This window comes from Bacillus salipaludis (assembly GCF_004358205.1).
Window position 1 is genome coordinate 499,361 of record NZ_SMYO01000001.1, and the last position, 18,410, is coordinate 517,770.

Annotated in this window: 18 protein-coding genes; 4 read left to right on the plus strand and 14 right to left on the minus strand. The window is 37.5% G+C overall.

The genetic code is table 11. From position 1 onward, the window contains the following. The first annotated feature begins 626 nt into the window (after positions 1-626). The gene (locus E2K98_RS31555) at positions 627-806 is read left to right on the plus strand and encodes a tyrosine-type recombinase/integrase (RefSeq protein WP_235824697.1); all 180 of its coding nucleotides are present in this window, start codon (positions 627-629) and stop codon (positions 804-806) included. A gap of 890 nt (positions 807-1,696) precedes the next feature. Continuing rightward, a complete protein-coding gene (locus E2K98_RS02385) occupies positions 1,697-2,134 on the plus strand; it encodes a hypothetical protein (protein ID WP_133332689.1) in 438 nt (145 codons plus the stop codon). Here E2K98_RS02385 and E2K98_RS02390 read toward each other — a convergent pair. The 8 genes from E2K98_RS02390 to uraD form a co-directional block, all read right to left on the minus strand. After that, positions 2,131-2,556: a Fur family transcriptional regulator gene (locus tag E2K98_RS02390; protein WP_235824689.1), complete on the minus strand. Its 426-nt coding sequence runs from the start codon at positions 2,554-2,556 to the stop codon at positions 2,131-2,133. The two genes, E2K98_RS02385 and E2K98_RS02390, sit on opposite strands and share 4 nt — an antisense overlap. A gap of 330 nt (positions 2,557-2,886) precedes the next feature. Then, positions 2,887-5,070, minus strand: coding sequence for a catalase/peroxidase HPI (katG, locus tag E2K98_RS02395; protein ID WP_133332780.1), 2,184 nt, complete (start codon positions 5,068-5,070; stop codon positions 2,887-2,889). A 199-nt stretch (positions 5,071-5,269) separates the two neighbouring features. Beyond that, on the minus strand, positions 5,270-5,560 hold the full coding sequence (locus E2K98_RS02400) for an IDEAL domain-containing protein (protein ID WP_133332690.1): 291 nt from the start codon (positions 5,558-5,560) through the stop codon (positions 5,270-5,272). Between the two features lie 72 nt (positions 5,561-5,632). Beyond that, positions 5,633-6,997, minus strand: a complete 1,365-nt coding sequence (gene hemA / locus E2K98_RS02405) for a glutamyl-tRNA reductase (protein WP_235824698.1) — start codon at positions 6,995-6,997, stop codon at positions 5,633-5,635. Positions 6,998-7,218: 221 nt separating this feature from the next. Beyond that, complete coding sequence (gene tpx, locus E2K98_RS02410) at positions 7,219-7,737, minus strand: thiol peroxidase (RefSeq protein ID WP_133332692.1); 519 nt, start codon at positions 7,735-7,737, stop codon at positions 7,219-7,221. A gap of 42 nt (positions 7,738-7,779) precedes the next feature. Beyond that, complete coding sequence (gene uraH / locus E2K98_RS02415; RefSeq protein WP_026574601.1) at positions 7,780-8,133, minus strand: hydroxyisourate hydrolase; 354 nt, start codon at positions 8,131-8,133, stop codon at positions 7,780-7,782. Continuing rightward, positions 8,130-9,101 (minus strand): factor-independent urate hydroxylase, encoded by a 972-nt coding sequence (gene pucL, locus E2K98_RS31560; RefSeq protein WP_133332693.1) that lies wholly within the window; start codon positions 9,099-9,101, stop codon positions 8,130-8,132. The genes uraH and pucL overlap by 4 nt, the downstream gene beginning before the upstream one ends. 108 nt (positions 9,102-9,209) lie before the next feature. Then, complete coding sequence (uraD, locus tag E2K98_RS31565) at positions 9,210-9,710, minus strand: 2-oxo-4-hydroxy-4-carboxy-5-ureidoimidazoline decarboxylase (RefSeq protein WP_133332694.1); 501 nt, start codon at positions 9,708-9,710, stop codon at positions 9,210-9,212. Positions 9,711-9,918: 208 nt separating this feature from the next. Here uraD and E2K98_RS02430 point away from each other — a divergent pair, with 208 nt between their 5' ends. After that, a complete protein-coding gene (locus tag E2K98_RS02430; RefSeq protein WP_133332695.1) occupies positions 9,919-10,647 on the plus strand; it encodes a PucR family transcriptional regulator in 729 nt (242 codons plus the stop codon). A 34-nt stretch (positions 10,648-10,681) separates the two neighbouring features. Here the strand turns inward: E2K98_RS02430 and E2K98_RS02435 are convergent, their stop codons facing one another. From E2K98_RS02435 to E2K98_RS02445, 3 genes are all read right to left on the minus strand, one after another. Continuing rightward, positions 10,682-11,914 (minus strand): PucR family transcriptional regulator, encoded by a 1,233-nt coding sequence (locus tag E2K98_RS02435; RefSeq protein WP_133332696.1) that lies wholly within the window; start codon positions 11,912-11,914, stop codon positions 10,682-10,684. Positions 11,915-11,945: 31 nt separating this feature from the next. Further along, positions 11,946-13,274: a nucleobase:cation symporter-2 family protein gene (locus tag E2K98_RS02440; RefSeq protein WP_133332697.1), complete on the minus strand. Its 1,329-nt coding sequence runs from the start codon at positions 13,272-13,274 to the stop codon at positions 11,946-11,948. 367 nt (positions 13,275-13,641) lie between these two features. Further along, positions 13,642-13,827, minus strand: a complete 186-nt coding sequence (locus E2K98_RS02445; RefSeq protein WP_133332698.1) for a hypothetical protein — start codon at positions 13,825-13,827, stop codon at positions 13,642-13,644. A 41-nt stretch (positions 13,828-13,868) separates the two neighbouring features. Between E2K98_RS02445 and E2K98_RS30710 the strand changes: the two genes are divergently transcribed. After that, a complete protein-coding gene (locus E2K98_RS30710; protein WP_165976148.1) occupies positions 13,869-14,027 on the plus strand; it encodes a hypothetical protein in 159 nt (52 codons plus the stop codon). A 1,208-nt stretch (positions 14,028-15,235) separates the two neighbouring features. Here E2K98_RS30710 and E2K98_RS02450 read toward each other — a convergent pair. The 3 genes from E2K98_RS02450 to E2K98_RS02460 all read right to left on the minus strand — a co-directional run bounded on the left by E2K98_RS02450 (position 15,236) and on the right by E2K98_RS02460 (position 18,312). Then, positions 15,236-15,895 (minus strand): cysteine hydrolase family protein, encoded by a 660-nt coding sequence (locus E2K98_RS02450; RefSeq protein WP_133332699.1) that lies wholly within the window; start codon positions 15,893-15,895, stop codon positions 15,236-15,238. 335 nt (positions 15,896-16,230) lie between these two features. After that, a complete protein-coding gene (locus tag E2K98_RS02455; protein WP_133332700.1) occupies positions 16,231-16,473 on the minus strand; it encodes an RHS repeat-associated core domain-containing protein in 243 nt (80 codons plus the stop codon). 477 nt (positions 16,474-16,950) lie between these two features. Beyond that, positions 16,951-18,312, minus strand: coding sequence for a nucleobase:cation symporter-2 family protein (locus tag E2K98_RS02460; protein ID WP_133332701.1), 1,362 nt, complete (start codon positions 18,310-18,312; stop codon positions 16,951-16,953). Positions 18,313-18,410: the final 98 nt, after the last annotated feature.

Consider the following 18,410-nt stretch of genomic DNA (forward strand, 5'->3'; position numbering starts at 1 on the left):
TTTCCTAAAAAACCTAATTTTTCAGACTTAGATATATCATTACAAAATAGACGACTCGGATTCATACTTTTGCTTTTCCTTTTAATCTTTTAAGTGCGTGACCTAGTAACAAAGAAATCCCCTCCATATTGCGTGAAGGGGATTTCTTTTTTTAAGAGTTTTTCATTTTAACTGTTACTGACTTAGCGTTTAAAAATTTGGTCAAAATCTGGATTTACCGCGGATAATGGATTCATTGGATGCACTTCCTCAGCAGCTAAACCAATGACAGAAAGACAGTACACATCCACTACATCTAGTACTAATCTAGATTAGAGAATTCTTGTCTACAAGAGGATCAGAAATTTTTGCAAATTGGCAAAACTAATAAAAAATATCCAAACGAAGTCCCCTCTACTTAGCCAGATTATCAAGCTAAAATGAATAGAGACCATGATAATTAAGCTTGTGGAAGATATTAAAAAAATCGGAGTTAGCTTTTGATTCATCAACTCCATAATGCCAGCCGGTTAATCTTACCGCATCTTACTTTCAATCAAAGGTAATTCATCTAGAAACATGTATACCCTTCTACTGGATTATCTACACCGATTTTCCCATCGTGCCGGAGAATGATTTCACGGACAATGGATAATCCTAGACCAATCCCGCCCATTCGATTCTTGGGGACAGGTATTCGAGTAAATGAGTTATCTAACTTACGTATTAAAGATATCGATTTCACTTCTAAAGAGATAAGTGTAGTACGTAAAGGTAATAAAAAAGATACGGTTTCTGTAACTCCCTCAAGCTTAGAGGATCTATAAAAGTATCTGTCTATTAGAAATGAAAGATATAAAGCCGGGAACTGTGAAAACGAATATGTTTAACTAAAGCTGTACAAAAAAGAACCGAAACCCCTTACGAATCGTGCTATAGGAAATCTTGTTTATAAATACACAAAGTCGTTTGACAAAAGGATGTCACCTCATAACTGCGACATACATACGCGACGAACCTTGCTAAACAAACCAATGGCAATATTCCATTTAGTATGTCTCAACTTGGACATACTTCGTCGGACATTTCTTTGCTTAACATAAATAAAACGAGGGAAAAAGCGAGATTAGCTGCTGAACTCCTAGATAAACGAACGGAAAATAAATAAAATTTTTTATTGGGAAACAATTTCTTTATCTTCAAAGTTAACAATAAAAAAGGTCTTTTTTTATAATCAAATAAAGATTTTGACAAAAATCAATCTAATATTACAAGGGTTTATTTAGTTTGTATTTGTTTTAAGTGAATTTAAAGATGTTAAAGATTTCTAACAATTAAGTTTAGGCATCACTTGTTCCTACATACCACATGTATCGAGTACTGGTGACTACTTCAATTAAGCAAAAATGGGTTAGAAAAACGGTAGTGAATAATAAGAATCCTTGTTTTCCTTCACCTGCTTGTATTCATTGGAAATTCAATAAACACAAGCATTGTTGTACGCCCTCGTCAGGACTCGAACCCGAATTTCAAGAACCGGAATCTTGCGTGCTATCCGGTTGTAGTCTGTAGGATGTAGTTTTTATGACTGTAGGACAGATTTCTGTACCGTAGTACTCCTCGGCTCTAATCTGAGGTGGAATTAGAAATCGTATGAAACGTAAATTTATTGGTGAAAGAGGTATTATATCCTCATCTGAAGTCTCACAGAATAGACATGTCCTATATTCCCTTGATGAAGCGTTCGAAATTTTCCATTCGTGCAAAGAAAGAAAAAGGATTAAGACTAGGAACAATCAATGGTTATCAAGAAGTAATGAGGTATTTCCGTCAATTGCTTTCAGGAGATGTTATGGACGTTATCGAAACTACAGCGGATAAAATACGAAGTTATATCAAGTATCTTCGAACCGAACGTATACCATACTCAGAGGATGAACATCGAAAACGCAGCAACAAAGAATTATCTGTTCACATGATTAACATTCGTATTCGGGCGTTAAGTACGTTTCGCTTTTTGTTCACCGAGAAGATGATAACACTTGGTGGAGGGCTTACTTTTGAAGAAGCATTGTCAAAAGAAATAATGATATTCTTTACTGAATGGAATGTCTACATGACAAAGGATCGTTCACTTTCAAACACCCCTTTTTAAATACATTTAGGGCAAATTCCTTGTAATTCAAAAAAGTGATGAGTTACATTAAATTGTAAATTAATTCTGGCGAATTCTTCTACTTGAATTAATTTTGGGTAATAAAAGTCAGCAAGATTTCCGCAAAATTTACATCTAACATGGTAATGAAAGGAAGTAGCCCATTCAAAGCGACTAGCAAATTCCCCAAAGGACAATTCATTTATTAGATTATATTTCTTAAAACATTTTAAGTTACTATATATCGTGGCTGGCGTTAAACTAGGCAAAAATTCCTTTAAATCTTTACAGATTTCATCTACGGTGGGATGAGAATTAGAAGTGGCCATATACTCTAATATGGCTAATCTCTGTGGGGTTAGCTTTAATCCATTATTTTTTAATACCTCAGAACCTTGTTGAACACGTGGATGATTCATCATCTACAACATCTCCATTGCATTTTTTTATTCACCATGTTGGTAAATTCGAGAATATTATAAGTTTTATAGAAGGGCCCGATAGAATCGAGAATAACAATCAAAATCATTACCCTTATAAAACACGAATGCTGTCATCCAAATTAGACAACAGCACTAATATGTGTTTTAGGATCTCTTTTTTGTGTATGGATCAAAACAGGTAATTTAATTTCCATGTTGATTTTACACCGAAATAGAGACCGACTAAAATTGTCGGTCACCTTGGGAATAACAGGGATAATATTTACTAACTTTTATTGGGCTTTGTTGCATTAATACCCGTCGTAGCCGTTAATTAAGGTCGAAACGATCTGCATTCATTACCTTTACCCAGGCGGCTATAAAGTCATGCACAAACTTCTCTTTGTTATCTTCTTGAGCATAAACTTCTGCAATGGCACGTAGAACGGAGTTTGAACCGAACACTAGGTCAACTCTAGTTGCTGTACGCACTACTTCACCTGTCTTGCGGTCACGTCCTTCATATATACCACCTTCTACAGGCTTCCACTCAACTCCCATGTCAAGCAGGTTAACAAAGAAGTCGTTTGTAAGTGTACCCACATTATCAGTGAAAACGCCGTGTTTTGTACCACCGTAGTTTGTACCTAGAACACGCATACCGCCAACAAGTACAGTCATTTCTGGTGCAGTAAGGTTAAGTAGTTGTGCCTTGTCTACTAGAATCTCTTCTGCACTTACACTATACTGCTTCTTCTGATAGTTGCGGAAACCATCCGCGATAGGCTCTAAGACTGCAAAACTTTCAATATCAGTTTGCTCTTGTGTTGCATCGCCGCGTCCAGAAGCAAAAGGAACCGTTACGTCAAAACCTGCATCTTGAGCAGCTTTCTCTACTGCAGCACTACCGCCTAGTACAATCAAGTCGGCCAAGCTGACTTTTTTATCTAGATGACTTTGAATGTCCTCTAGTACACTAAGCACTTTTGTAAGTTGTTCCGGTTGATTCACTTCCCAATCCTTTTGTGGAGCAAGACGGATGCGAGAACCATTTGCGCCGCCACGATTATCTGAGCCACGGAAGGTACTTGCTGAAGCCCAAGCCGTTGTGACTAACTCGGTAATTGTAAGACCTGAATCCAGGATCATCGTTTTAATCTTTTCTACTTCATTATACGTTAATTCATAATCAACGGATGGTACAGGATCTTGCCAGATAAGCTCTTCTTCTGGAACTTCCGGGCCAAGATATCTTGAAGCTGGACCCATGTCACGGTGTGTTAGTTTGAACCATGCACGGGCAAATGCATCTGCAAATTCTTCCGGATTCTCATGGAAACGACGAGAAATCTTTTCGTATATTGGATCAAAACGTAAAGCCATATCGGCAGTGGTCATCATCGTCGGAACTCGTTTTGATGAATCTTCTGCATCCGGTGCAAGATCCTTCTCATCAGGATTTACTGCAAGCCACTGAAATGCACCTGCAGGACTCTTTGTAAGCCACCATTCATATCCAAACAATAGATCAAAGTACCCATTATCCCACTGTGTCGGATTAGCAGTCCAAGCACCTTCAATACCACTCGTGATGGTGTCATGACCTTTACCTGATCCATGTGTGCTTAACCAACCTAAACCTTGTGCTTCAATAGGAGCAGCTTCTGGTTCTGGACCAACATGAGCAGCATCTCCTGCACCATGTGCCTTACCAAAAGTATGACCGCCAGCAACTAGTGCAACTGTTTCTTCATCGTTCATTGCCATACGCGCAAAGGTCTCACGTATGTCACGAGCACTTGCAAGCGGATCTGGTTTACCGTTTGGTCCTTCAGGGTTTACATAAATTAGACCCATCTGAACAGCAGCAAGTGGGTTCTCAAGCTCACGATCACCTGTGTAACGGTTATCACCTAGCATTTCTGTTTCAGAACCCCAGTAGATATCTTCTTCTGGATGCCAAATGTCGGCACGTCCGCCTCCAAAACCAAATGTCTTGCCGCCCATTGATTCGATCGCAACATTCCCAGTTAGAATCATTAAGTCAGCCCAAGAGATCTTGTTGCCATACTTCTGCTTAATCGGCCATAGCAGTCGACGGGCTTTATCAAGGTTACCGTTGTCAGCCCAGCTGTTCAGTGGAGCAAAACGCTGATTGCCAGTTCCAGCACCACCACGGCCGTCACCTGTTCGATATGTACCTGCTGAGTGCCAAGCCATACGGATAAAGAATGGACCATAATGTCCATAGTCAGCCGGCCACCAATCTTGGCTGTTTGTCATAAGCACTTTAAGATCCTGCTTAAGAGCATCATAATCTAATTTTTTAAATTCCTCTGCATAATTAAATTCTTCTCCCATAGGGTTAGATTTTCTGTCATGCTGATGCAGAATTTTCAAATTCAACTGGTTTGGCCACCAGTCTCTATTTGGCATATTACTAGATTTGTTAGAAGTTGCACCGCCATGATGAAACGGGCACTTTCCAATGTTAGTAGTGTCTTTCGTGTCCATATTTTTTTCCCCTTTAGTCATTTTTTTCACCCCGTAATATTTTTGATAGCGATTAAAATATGCTATATAACTATTAAAAATTAAAATCATTTAAAAATCAATATTAATATATAATAAATTTAATTTATTTTCATTTCAGATAATTCAGTTAACTATTTAAATTATAAATAATACTTATGATAGTTTAAAGTAGCAATATTCATAGTTTATTTAATATATGCCTACCTTTTTCAATTAAGCTTTGTTGTTGGTGTCTTAATTTTTCATACGTAGCGGACAATTCCAGAAATAAAGGCTTATCCATTGATGTAAGAGCATCATTAATCTTTTCCTCTAGGAGCGTAATTTGCCGGGTGACCATTGCTTCATCCAAGACCATTTGTATATACATATCAAGATTTGAATTCACATCTTGAGTTTTCTTTGATGAATTAAGCGATTTCATAATCTCACTATATGAAGTGCTTTTATACGGTTTTTTCTTTTCCATTGCAAATCACCCCTAATACCTTTTTATATGATCATCTTTTTCTTATATATATCATCCTTATTCCACATTTATTCAAGAGTGGACAGGAATATTCCCAAAGGTAGTAGAAGGATGTAATACATTAATTAGGTGGTTTGGCTTTGAATTAAATTTTCTCGCATTATATTGTTCGTCTACTTCTTCCTCTAAAGAAAAAAGTTGAATAATAAGGTCTGAAATTTCTTTTTGGTTTGAATTAGTAGCAACCATCTGTTTCATTCCAATTAATGGTGAATGCATCATTTGGGTAACGATGCTTTTTGAATATTTACGAATAATTTTTCGTTCCCTTTCAGTTAAACCTGGTAACTTATTTTCAATTTGACTGATAGCCTCTTCATAGATTCCTAATGATTTTGAACGAAGGGCAGCCATAATAGGTGTAATGACCAATGTGCTTAACCACGTCTTAAAGGTCAGCAATTCCTGATCTATCATATCGTTGATTTTTTCACGTTCTTGAGCTCTTTTTTCTAGATTGGTTTCAACAATACTTTCCAAATCGTCGATATCGTATAAGAAAACATGATCCAGGTTATTAATTTTCGGATCAATATTTCTTGGAACAGAAATATCAATCATGAATAAAGGGCGTTGTGTTCTTTTTAGGTTAATAGTTTCCATATCTTTTGCAGTGATGATAGGTTCTTTCATATCAATCGAACTTATAATAATATCAGCTTCGATTAGTACATCGTGAATTCGGTCCATTGTTTTGGTGCCAGCACCAAATTTCTCTGCCAATTTCTTAGCTCGTTCATATGTTCGATTCACAACAATTATTTTACCTGCTCCATTTGCGTGAAGATGTTTTACCGTTAATTCTGCCATCTCACCTGCACCTAAAATAACAGCAGTCTTGGAATGTAAAGAACCAATAATTTTTTTTCCTAACTCTATTGCAGCATAACTAACAGAAACAGCATTTCTGCCGATATCCGTTTCGGAATGAACATGTTTAGCAAATGTAATGGCTTGGTTAAATAATTTATTAAATATAGTACCTGTTGCTTGATGACTGTGGCTTCTAGTATAAGCTTCTTTAACTTGTCCTAAAATTTGAGTTTCTCCTAGAACCATAGAATCAAGACCACAGATAACGCGGAATAAATGCTTTACAGCTTCATCATTTTCTTTTAAATATAAATTATTTGTAATCTGTAATTTGTTTGCCTCAAAAGAATCGGTAAGAAATTGGATGATTTTATGCTTAACCATATGTGTTTCATCTACAACTGCATAAATTTCAGTTCGATTACAGGTTGACAAAATTACACACTCTTTAAGACCCTCAGTTCGATACAGAGATTCAATAAAATTGGAATAAGACTCTTTTTGTATTTTAAATTTCTCCCTAATTTTTACAGGTGCTGTGCTATGATTCATGCCTAAAACCATTATTTCCACATGTACCACTCCATTTTTAAACCATTCCGGAAAAAGATAAGATCATAAATATTGGAAGGAAGTGCGGTAAACTTAGAATCATATTTACCGCACTCATAAATTTTATAACTTTTTGGTAAATTCAGTTAATTTTCAATAGATAACTATTAAAATTATAAATTTTACTCCAAGTGTTTCTTCGTAATTTAATTGAGAAGTATTGTTACTAAAGTCTATTTTGCAGCTTTGACCGCTGTTAAAGCCGCTTCATAATTTGGATGATTCGTTACTTCAGAAAGGTATTCCACATAGGTCACAATATTTTGGGAATCTACAACAAAGACAGCCCTGCTGTCCAAACGATGCTCCTTCATGTAGGTCCCATATGCACTGCCAAATGACATACTTTGATGATCAGATAACGTTTGGACATTTTGTATTCCTTGTGCACCGCACCATCTGCTCTGGGCAAACGGGAGATCCGCACTTATTGTTAATACGACGACGTTTTCACCAAGATTTGCCGCTTCTTCATTAAAGCGTCTAGTCTGCTGGTCGCATACAGCGGTATCAAGGGATGGGACGACACTAATCAGTCGTACCATATGATTTGAATCTGAAAGAGTTACCTTTGACCTGTCGTTCGCCAAAACCTCAAAGTCTGGTGCCTTATCACCGACTTTAATTTCTGGTCCAATAAGTGTAACGGGATTACCTGCTAATGTGGCTCTTCGAGTGCGTTCTGTTATCATAAACTTTGTCCTCCATTTCAAACCGTAAAGAAGATTTATTAATCAACTGCCGCGATAGGTACTATATCCGCCTGGTGCAACTAACAGCGGGACATGATAATGACTGTCCGGGTCAGCAACACCGAACCTTAATGGGACTTTATCAAGGAAGGGCAGCTCGGGTACATCGACACCTTGAGATCGAAAATAATCAGCCACATAAAATAGTAATTCATACTCCCCGGTTGTTAGTTGATTATCGTTTAATAAGGGGGAATCCACCCTGCCATCACTATTCGTATTTACTGACTTGATAAAAGTACGCTCCGGTTCAAGTTTCCAGAGATCAATCTTTAATCCTTTTACTGGCATACCCTTTGCCAAATCTAAAACATGGGTGGTTAATCTGCCGCTCATGCCTCTACCTTTTCCGGAGAAACTTCTAATCCTTCATTCTCAAGGTCTTGACGGTCTACAACAAAACCTTGGAAACCGTACGGAGGCCTTGGCTCTGTAAATACAGCACCATTAGAATCTGGAACTTCAACAATCGTTTCCCATGTACGGTTATTAGATAAAAACTGTACTTCTGCAAGCTGCGGGAAGCGTTGAAGAATACGTAAACCTACACGGTATATTAAATCTTGGATGGATTTTGTTTCTGCCTCATGGAAAACAGAAGCAGTAATATCACGAACTTGTTCAGCTGGAACATAAACAGCCGGATTGTCTGAAACTGCATCCTCGTTATTGTTGTAACGATAATGGATATCTAAATAGATATAAAGCGGACGATCCTTTGCTTCCGGCAAGGTAGTATATTCATCATGAATAAAACCGTAGAATGAACTGCCGGATACTTTAATCAAGTGAAGATTCCTAATACCGCTTTCTTGCTTTACAATTTTATTTCCTTTCTCAGTCCGTTGTACCTTTACAGTAGTCGTTATTAATTCATTTCTTGAATGTCTGTAAACCAGCGGACTTGCCTCCAATTGATCTTGTCCGGCAACATTTACAGTTTCAAAGGGAACTTCATCGGCAGTAATTTCAACAGCAGTAAGGTGTGCATAAGTATTAAGGAAGCGATTACAAACAAATGCTAAAAATCCCTCAAAAGTCGGTCCATGGTACTGTGCTGCTTGGCGCAAAATAAAGTTTTTCATAGAATCAGTAGCAACAACACGGCTGTTGTCCGCTTTCGTAAATGATTCCTCAAAATCCCCTTCAAGAGCAATCTTAGCATTCATTCCAAAAATAACGTTATTGCGGCCAGTAAAGCCTGACTCAGGAATTGATTTAATACCTTCAAGCGGGGTTTGATAGGTCCGGAAAACAAATACATCACCTTTACCATAATACATAACTCTTTCCTTTGAACTCATAAAAACTCCTCCTTCTATTTTTAAATCATTTAAAATCTAAATCAACGGTAGCCCGTTCATTTACAAAAGAATGGAAGAAAGCTCTGGCATTTTGTTATTACCTCTAAGCTAGGCGTTAAGAAAATCCTCTAAGCGAAACAAAGCTATTTTATAGATTTGTTCCAGAGCTTCTTTAAGTTCAGCCTCAGGTCCATTTTGCAGCCGTTTTTTCAACATCTGCTTTATGGATTCTTTGTTTTGGCCTTTTACTGCCATGATGAAAGGAAATTCGAATTTATCTGTATATGTCTTATTGAGTAAAAGAAATTCCTCATGTTCTTCTCTTGAAAGCTGATGAAGGCCTGCACCCGCTTGTTCTTTAACTGATGCATCTGCCATTTGAACTCGCCCTGCCAAATCAGGGTGTGCCCTCAAGAGAGCAAGTTTTTCATTTAGATCAGCCTCCTGAACCACATGAACCATCGTCCTATGCAGTTCAGATATAGAATGAAACGGTTGATTTACCCAAGCCTTTTCCGCTACCCACGGTGAATGTTCAAAAACCCACCCAAGAGCTTCGGTAAAAGCAGCTTGATCAAGTTCATTCATTTTTGCCAGCTTCCTGCTCATATTTTTCATTCCTTTCTATTTAGAGACCCCCTCTCTCCTAATAAACTACTCATTTAATAGTTATTAAGGATTAATTTAATTTTAATAGGATTTATTATTATGGTCATTAGCCGAACCTGACAAATCTGACTACTTTCCATTGTGCTCTGAGCACACTATAAGGTAAACTATTGATAATTAGAAACTTCTTATAAAAGGAAGTGGAACCATGAAGTTGACTTTAGCAGAAGCATTAAGCAGCCCTCCATTAAACACTTGTAAGATCGCTGCAGGTTTTAATGGAATTTCCAACTATATAACATCAGTTAATAGTTTCGACGCCCCTGACGTTATTCATTGGCTTAAAGAAGGAGATTTGGTCTTAACTACGGGGTATGTTTTCAAAAATGAAGAAGCTTCATTAATTAAATTGGTTCAGGATCTAGCAAGACGGAAGTGTGCAGGACTGGGAATCAAAACCAACCATTTACAACGCTCACTGCCTTCTGAGATGATTTCTATTGCGGATGAATATTCTTTTCCCATCTTTCAAATTCCAGATGAACAATCGATAGCTGATTTAGTTCTTGCAGTACTAAGGAGAATATTAGCAGTTCAGTCCGAAGAGACGATGGAAGAGGAAAAAGAAATTGAAATCTATTCGTTACTGCGATATATTCCAAAAGATGTTCTAGAAAATTATTATACTCACTTACTGTCTCCATTAATTGAATATGATCAGTTGAATCATTCGGATTTCATCAAAACACTATCGGTATACCTGAATAGCTGTCTAAAACCGACAGAAACGGCTCATACACTGGGTATTCACCGCAACACCGTACACCAGCGTTTGCCAAAAATTAAAGAACTTCTTGGTATGGATTTTAACAATGGAGAGAATAATTTCAAATTACAGTTGGCCTTATGGAGTTACCAATATTCCGGACAAAAATAAAAAGGGCCGGGAATCATTCCGGCCCTAAAAATCTTTAAATCATTGACTTTATTTCAACTTCATTTGAACAAGGCAGCAAGTCGAGCATCCTTGCAATTCGCAACCCTAATTGGAGGCGAAATGCCGTCTTGCTTTCATTTAGATCATTACCCAATAATTCCTCAATTCGTAAAATCCTAAATTTCACCGTGTTTCGATGTACAAAAAGAACATTCGCAGTTTCTGCCAGCTTGCCGCCGCTTTCCAGGAATGCCTCTAAGGTCTGCAGCAGATTCGAGTTATTTTCTTGGTCATATGTAGTTAGCACTTCCAGTGTACTTTTAACATAGTTTTTTAACACGTCATCTGATAACTGCTGAAATAAACCTTCAGGTGCATAATCAGCGTATTCATAAATGGCCAAATTCCTGTAGTCTGAATTTGTTTTTCCAAAATGAACAGCTTCCTTAGCTTCCTTATAGCTTTTATGTATTCTCGAGAGTTGTATACATGGTGAACCTATTCCGATTTGAATCACTTGTTTGGGAAATTTCTTTTGAATTTGATTTCCCAGAAGTCTTGCAGTTTTTCTTGCAATAGCGGCAAGTTCTAGCGGTTTTTTTAGATTAAGAGGATTTAAAATCACTGCAAAATCTTTATTGTTAGGAATCATTAGCAACTTTGCATTTACTTTGTTTCCAATCTCGTTTGCCATTTGAGCAAAGGTGGTTTGACTAATAACCGATTTATCTCCATTATAGGGATTAACTGATATCATCATCGCAATATAATTGGAGTTAGGCATGAACTTATATTGATGGGAGATTAATTCTAGATCTCCATGCTCGAGTGGATGGCCCATTATTAGTGAGACTAAAGAATTTTTCTTATTAGACAAATCTTCATAATTCACAATCTCTTTCGTTACCGAAAGAAGCAGATCAGATAAAACAATATCAGACGATAATTCTATTAAAGGCAGACCTAAGCGATCTGCCTCCTGTAACATAACTGCTGGAATTTCAGAAAAAAACCTTTTTACTTTAATAGCCAAACCGGCACAATGTTTCCCGGCGAGGTCATTGAGCAATTTAATCTGAGTATCCTTGTGATCTTTAAATACATACCCGGTAGTTAGCAGCAAATCCCCTCGTTTTAACCATGATGTATCGGGAGCATCCATAATGCTCACAGAACGGATGCTGTTATTTCCCCCTCGATCCCCTGCTACAATACGGCTGCTACCAATTACCTGCAGCTTTAAAAAATCAGATACCAGAAATGACATTGTTCACGCCTCCATTTTATAAAAACCTGTTCTATTCAGCATCCAATATGGCTTCTGCTTCTACTTTCTCGAATCCATGAAAATGCCCTTCTTGCAAACTACCATTTAACAATGCGTTTAATATAACAAGAACTAATGCACCAACTACAACGCCATCCCCAATTAATAAATGAAGAGTTTGTGGAAGATGAGTAAAGGCAGTGGGGACACCTTTTATTGCTAATGCGATACCAACGCCAATAGCAATTGTAATTTGATTAGATGGCAAAGACATATCCGCTTTCCCAATAATTTTTAATGCAGCTGCAATTAGCATGCCAAACATCGGGATCATGGCCCCACCAAGAACAGGAGCAGGAATCATAGTGGTGAGAGCTCCTACTTTTGGGACTAGACCTAAAAATACAAGGATAATCCCGGAAGCAACCAAAACACTTAAATTTGTTACTTTCGTAAGCATAACTAACCCGACATTCTGTGAAAAAGTCGAATGGTTGAAGGAATTTAGGATACTACTAATAAATGCGCCAATTCCTTCTGCACGCAGCCCTTTTTTAATGTCGGCTTCGCCAATTTTCTTTTCTGAAAATTCACCAAGTGCCATAAATACGCCAATACTTTCAATCGCAATAATAAAGGAGATAATAACCATTGTAATAATGGCAGAAAGGTGGAATGTAGGTGTTCCAAAATAAAATGGCGTGACAATGTTAAACCATTTTGCTGTACTTACTGTTGAAAAATTCACCATTCCAAAGAAACTAGCTGCCACTGTACCAATGATCATCGAAATTAAGACAGAAATTGACTTTAAAAATCCCTTAAAAAATGTGTTGAAAATTAAAAAGCAGAGTAAGGTAAATGCAGCGATGAGCAGATTCTTTGGATCCCCAAAATTTTCAGCTCCTTGACCGCCAGCAGCATTAGCCATCGCAACAGGCATTAAGGTAATACCAATTATCAGAATCACAGAACCCGAAACAATAGGAGGGAAAAACTTTGCCAACTTACCAATAAACGGGGCACAAAGGGCAATTACTATTCCTGAAACCATAACTGCCCCGAATACACCTGTTATCGAATATGCCTTGCCAATTGCTATGGCAGGATCAAGAACGATAAAGGATACGGCCATTAAAGCGGGTAATCGAATACCGGCGATACTCCCAAAACCAATTACTTGGATTAAAGTCGCAATACCGCATGACAATAAATCAAACGAAATAAGATAAACAAGCTGTTGTTGTGTCAATCCAAGTGAATGGGCTACAATTAATGGGACTGCTATAGCACCGCCATACATAACACAAACATGCTGAAATCCTAACGCAATTGTTTTACCGAAGCTTAATTTTCCCATCCATGTTCCTCCTTGATATAAGAAAATATTGGAGTTGCATTTTTCACAAAGCCGGGGCAACTATTCATTAAACAACAAACTACTTACGGAATATAAATAATATTCAGAATTATTTTGGCAACAAAATCAAAACTATGAATCACATTTGAGATTGATTTAAGAATTCACCTTTGACATTAATTCTTTATCTTTATATACAACAGCTTCATAGATAGACATATTTACTCCCTTTTAATCAAAAATTTACATTATTTTTGAGATGCCCGTGGAAACGCTGTCAAAAAAAGATTTAATTTATCATTCTGCGTAGCTTGCCAAAATTCCTCCCTTTTTTATAATTCACAATCGTTTTTTATTAAGAATAAATCTAAGAACAATGCATTAAACTCTTGCCCAGGCTTGGACAAAAGCCGTTTGGATTGTGCACCTTCCACATCCGAATTTTCATTTCCACCGGTTTTACTTCAAAGACAACAACATTTTGTGAGCCCTCACTGATATAACCAATTTCTAATAATACCTGTAAATGCTCTGTTAATTCTAATACATTCACTTCACTTCCCGGATAACCAAACCCAGGATGCTGAAAACCCTATGCAGGATTCAATTCGTACCGTCATGCCTGCTTCCGTCATCCATTTACTAACTAATTCCTTGCCTTCACGAAACTCCTTTGTAAAAGACAATCAAGTTACACCGATTGAAGGCACAGAGATTGCCGTTAATTTATTCATTCTATTTGAAATCCTCTGACCAACAATTTGTCTTTTAATGTAGGACAATTTACTTCCCCCTTCCCAAAATGTAATGATACGCTATTTGTTGCCTATTAAGGAACATTGTTCCAAAATATATTTATAATATTAGCACCAAAAATCCCTAATTTCAAGATTTTTCTGATTATTATTTAATAATTATTACAAAAAGTTAAAGTGTTTTTTCGTACACTTCAGAAAGTTTCCTTTCAACTTTCCTTGAATAACTTTGTAAAGTTTAGGTTTTTAATTTTTATAAACTCATGAAATTAACTTTACAGAGATTACTAATTATGAATCAAATTTACCGTAAATTGAACAAAAGTCCGCTAGTACTTTCAGTCAGTTGACACAATAATGAAAAGGATTCACCTTCTTTTCCTTAGTTCAAAGTCGTAATCTAATACAGAATAGGATATATGAGTGACGAAAAGTAAAAGTCAGGCTATGGATTGCGTTAAACCTAACAACGATCGTATTCGGGTAAACAGTTTCAAAAGAAGCACCTAAATAGAGCTAAAAATTACGGAACAAGAAAGCAAGGGATACTGGCTCAGGTCTATCAATCTATTAGCTGTTATAAAGTGAAAACCAAAATCCATTTACCCTTCTCTTTCGAATTTCATGTTTGTTTGGAAATTACAGGCGGTATGTAGATGCTAAAAAAGATATTGGCTCTTCTATTACCTTATTTAATTATGTAAGAGATTTTTGTAATTTCTTTAATTGGCTTATAACGGAAGGAATTATGATGTGTGATCGAATTAAGGATATTCCCCCAGAGGTCTATCCTCACTCACATTAGATGAAGTAAGGAGTTATTTTCAAATTTTTAGCGAGGAAAAAATTTAAAGCAGCAAACGATGAAACAAAATAAATTAATCCTAAGGGTAGGTAAATATCGAATAGACCGAAATTTTTTGCCGGAGGGTGCAGCTGAAATATCCGTACCGGATACAGCAGAATTTACTTTTAAACAGATAAAAGCACGCGCTAATATAAAATAGCGTGTAGGTATCGCCTACTAATAATATTCTTATACTATTTAATATTGGAAACCCGTTTGTTCAAAAGGAAAAAGGGATGCATCAATAATCAATAAAACAGCGACAGGCTAGAACTTTATTTTCTCATCCTAGGCTACCACTGTTTTTATTGTTCGGGTTTGTCAAAATAAGCATGGTCGTTTTTTTGTCCATCAACCGTTTAGGTCAAAAACTGGGGGGATTGGGGAGCGTGCATCCGCCAAAAGGAAACAACCTGTTCCGTATCTGCCACCATTCCAAAATAGGTATCTACGGTTTTTAAGGTCATATCGTGTTCTTCCTGCGAAAAAGCAGCGCAGGCATCTTTCATGAGCACAATTCGATAATCCAGCATAAACCCGTCTCTGGCAGTTGATTCCACACAAAGATTCGTGCTGACGCCTGTTAAAATCAAGGTTTCGATTTTAAGAGTTCGCAATATGGACTCCAGCCTAGTATGAACGAATCCACTGTAACGATGCTTCTTCACAATGATGTCATTCGGCTGCGGTGCAACTTCGTAAAATTCCGCTCCCCAACTCCCCGTCTGGCAAATCGGGTTGACACCATCCGGAAAGCGGGAAAGCCAAACCTCAGAATCAGTCGCCTTCTCATGATTCGTCTGCAAAAAAATGATTGGAACAGAGTGCTCTCTTGCCCCATCTAATAAGCTGCGCAAGCTCGGCAGTATTTTTTTGACCGCGCTGACGTCGCTTCCGCTTTTGGCAATTGCTCCATCAGGATGGCAGTAATCGTTTTGCATATCCACAACGATGACGGTCGTGTTTTTCCGTTCCAAGTTCTCATTTAATTTTTCCAACCTTTTCACCCCCTTTACCATGCTTATTATTCCTATTCGATGCTATCAATATTACAACATGCAAATTAGGTCTATTACCTCGGTTATGGTGCGAATCCATTCCCTCCCCAAAAAAATCTAATCTGTCAATAAGCAGGTAAACCAGAAAACATTTGAATCGATAAAAAAGCTTTGTGAAGAAATGTACTTAAACTAATTCTGCCCGTTAATCTAAGTGAAAACATTCACAATCTTTACTCTGATAATTCAACATAAATATCCAATTTTATTGATAACGTTCTTCAACATTCTGGACCGTTTGTTGAAATAGAAGCCTTTTGCTCTGGATAAGCAAAGATTTTTTTGACGAGTTTCTTCTATTTTATCCCGTCAATCGGATCTTTGCTAATAAACCGCATGGTTGAAGGATTGTAATAACGGGTATTCCAATAATACATCCCAATCGCGTTATCCCAACGATATCCAGCGTAGTGGTATGGGTTTCGATCTGCCAATGTTCCCGTACTGATTGTGATGTTTCCCCAAGCATCATACGTATATTGTACTAACACCTTACCGTTTCCATCTGATAAATAAGCGACATCTCCATGTCCATTCAAATGATAATAAACGTAAAACCTTGTTCACTCGTCCACATGATGGTGGAAACTAAATTATTTCCTTTTTGATCATACGTATAATTTTCTAACAGCGTTCCATTGCTATCTGTTTCTTAGGAAAGCTTTTGGCTTGTCCCAATGGCCCAGGCCCTGCGTAGCTGTCACCAGGGGCAAAGTAGCATTCAAAACCTTGTAACCACAACGATTTAACGATGTTCCGAATTTGAATTAGGAATCGGAACTTGCCCATTTTGAAGGTTAAAAATCACTCAATTATGTGCAAATTAGCATTACAAGCAAAGGGTTTTGTTCCGATATCGGATTACCATTTATTTACATTCGTTTGTCCCTGGTATCACGGACGCTGGTATTACTCCTATATGGCGATTTTTGGACTTATCTCGGACTTACCCCTATTCGGCCTAACCGAGAAGGATTTTTAAAAAACAAGGCCCCATTGCAATAGGGCCTTGTTTTTTAAGGGCTTTCTCGGATCAGCTCTTGTTCCTCTGATTGTAAACGCGGCAACTTAAACATAGTTTGGAAATTGAGACATAGATTCAATACGATTGCAATGATACTTGCTGAGAATAGGCCATTGCTTAGCAACATCTGAAGCATGGCTGGCATATGAGCAAATACATCAGGCTGGAAGTTTGAACCTACGCCAACAGACATGCTCGTACCGATGATAAGTGTTGCATGAGTCTTATGGAAATCAACTTTTGAAAGAATTGAAATCCCAGCTGCTGTTACCATACCAAAAATTGCAAGCATCGCACCGCCGCGGACACATGCCGGAATGATGGTAATAGCAGCTGCAAATTTTGGTAAAAAGCTTAGGATGACAAGAGAGCATCCAGTTGTGATTGATACATAACGGCTTTTCACACCGCTTAGGGCCATAACGCCAATGTTTTCATTTAAGAATGCATGAGGTACAGAGTTAAACAAACCCGATAATACTTGAGTGATTGCTTGCCCTCTTAATCCGCTTACAATTGTCTTTTCAGATGATTCAGTTTCACAAGCCTCATCTAATACTGAGAAGGAACCGAAACATTGAATAAGGTTAATAATACAGAAAATGGTCATCGTAATAATAGCGCTTACCTTGAAGACTGGCACTCCAAAGTGGAATGGGGTGATGACTTGGACCCAATTTGCTGATGATACCGGGCTTGTATTAATCATTCCCATAAATCCAGCAATTACTGTTCCGATCGCAACTCCGAGCAGCATGGACAATGTTTTAATAATTCCTTTTCCATACTTATGAAGCAAAACAATGGTGAGTAAAACAATTAATCCAATAATGATGTTTATAGGAGAACCGTAACCAGGAGTTCCTTCACCACCTGCAAAATCTTTAAAGGCGGTCGGTGCAAGAGTAATTCCCATAATGGTAATGAAAGTTCCTGTAACAACCTTTGGAAATAATAATAGAATTTTATCAAAGAAAAATGAGAGAAGGACAATAATAATTCCAGACGCTATAATTGAGCCAAAAAGAGTAGGAAGTCCATATTGTTTGCCAATGATGATCATTGGGCCAAGCGTGATAAACGATGAACCCATTACAAATGGTAGTCTAGAACCAATTCCTTTACCGATTCCAAAAACCTGAATAAGGATGGCTAATCCACTTGAAAGTAAAATAGCGGAAACCAAATAGGCAATGGTTTTTGCGTCGAGCCCAATTGAACTACCGACAATAACTGGAACCATAAAGGATCCTACCATTGTAAGGAGATGCTGAAGTCCGAGGGGCAATAACTTTACCAGCGGGAGTTTTTCGTTGAAGACAGCGTTTACATCAATAGATGATTTCGTTTTCATTATTTTCCTCCTTAAATATTAGAAAAGATAGATTTTTCTTGGCAAAAAAACAGAGTAGCAGATAGTAAATTTGATCTAAATGTTTCTCATTGTGTAAA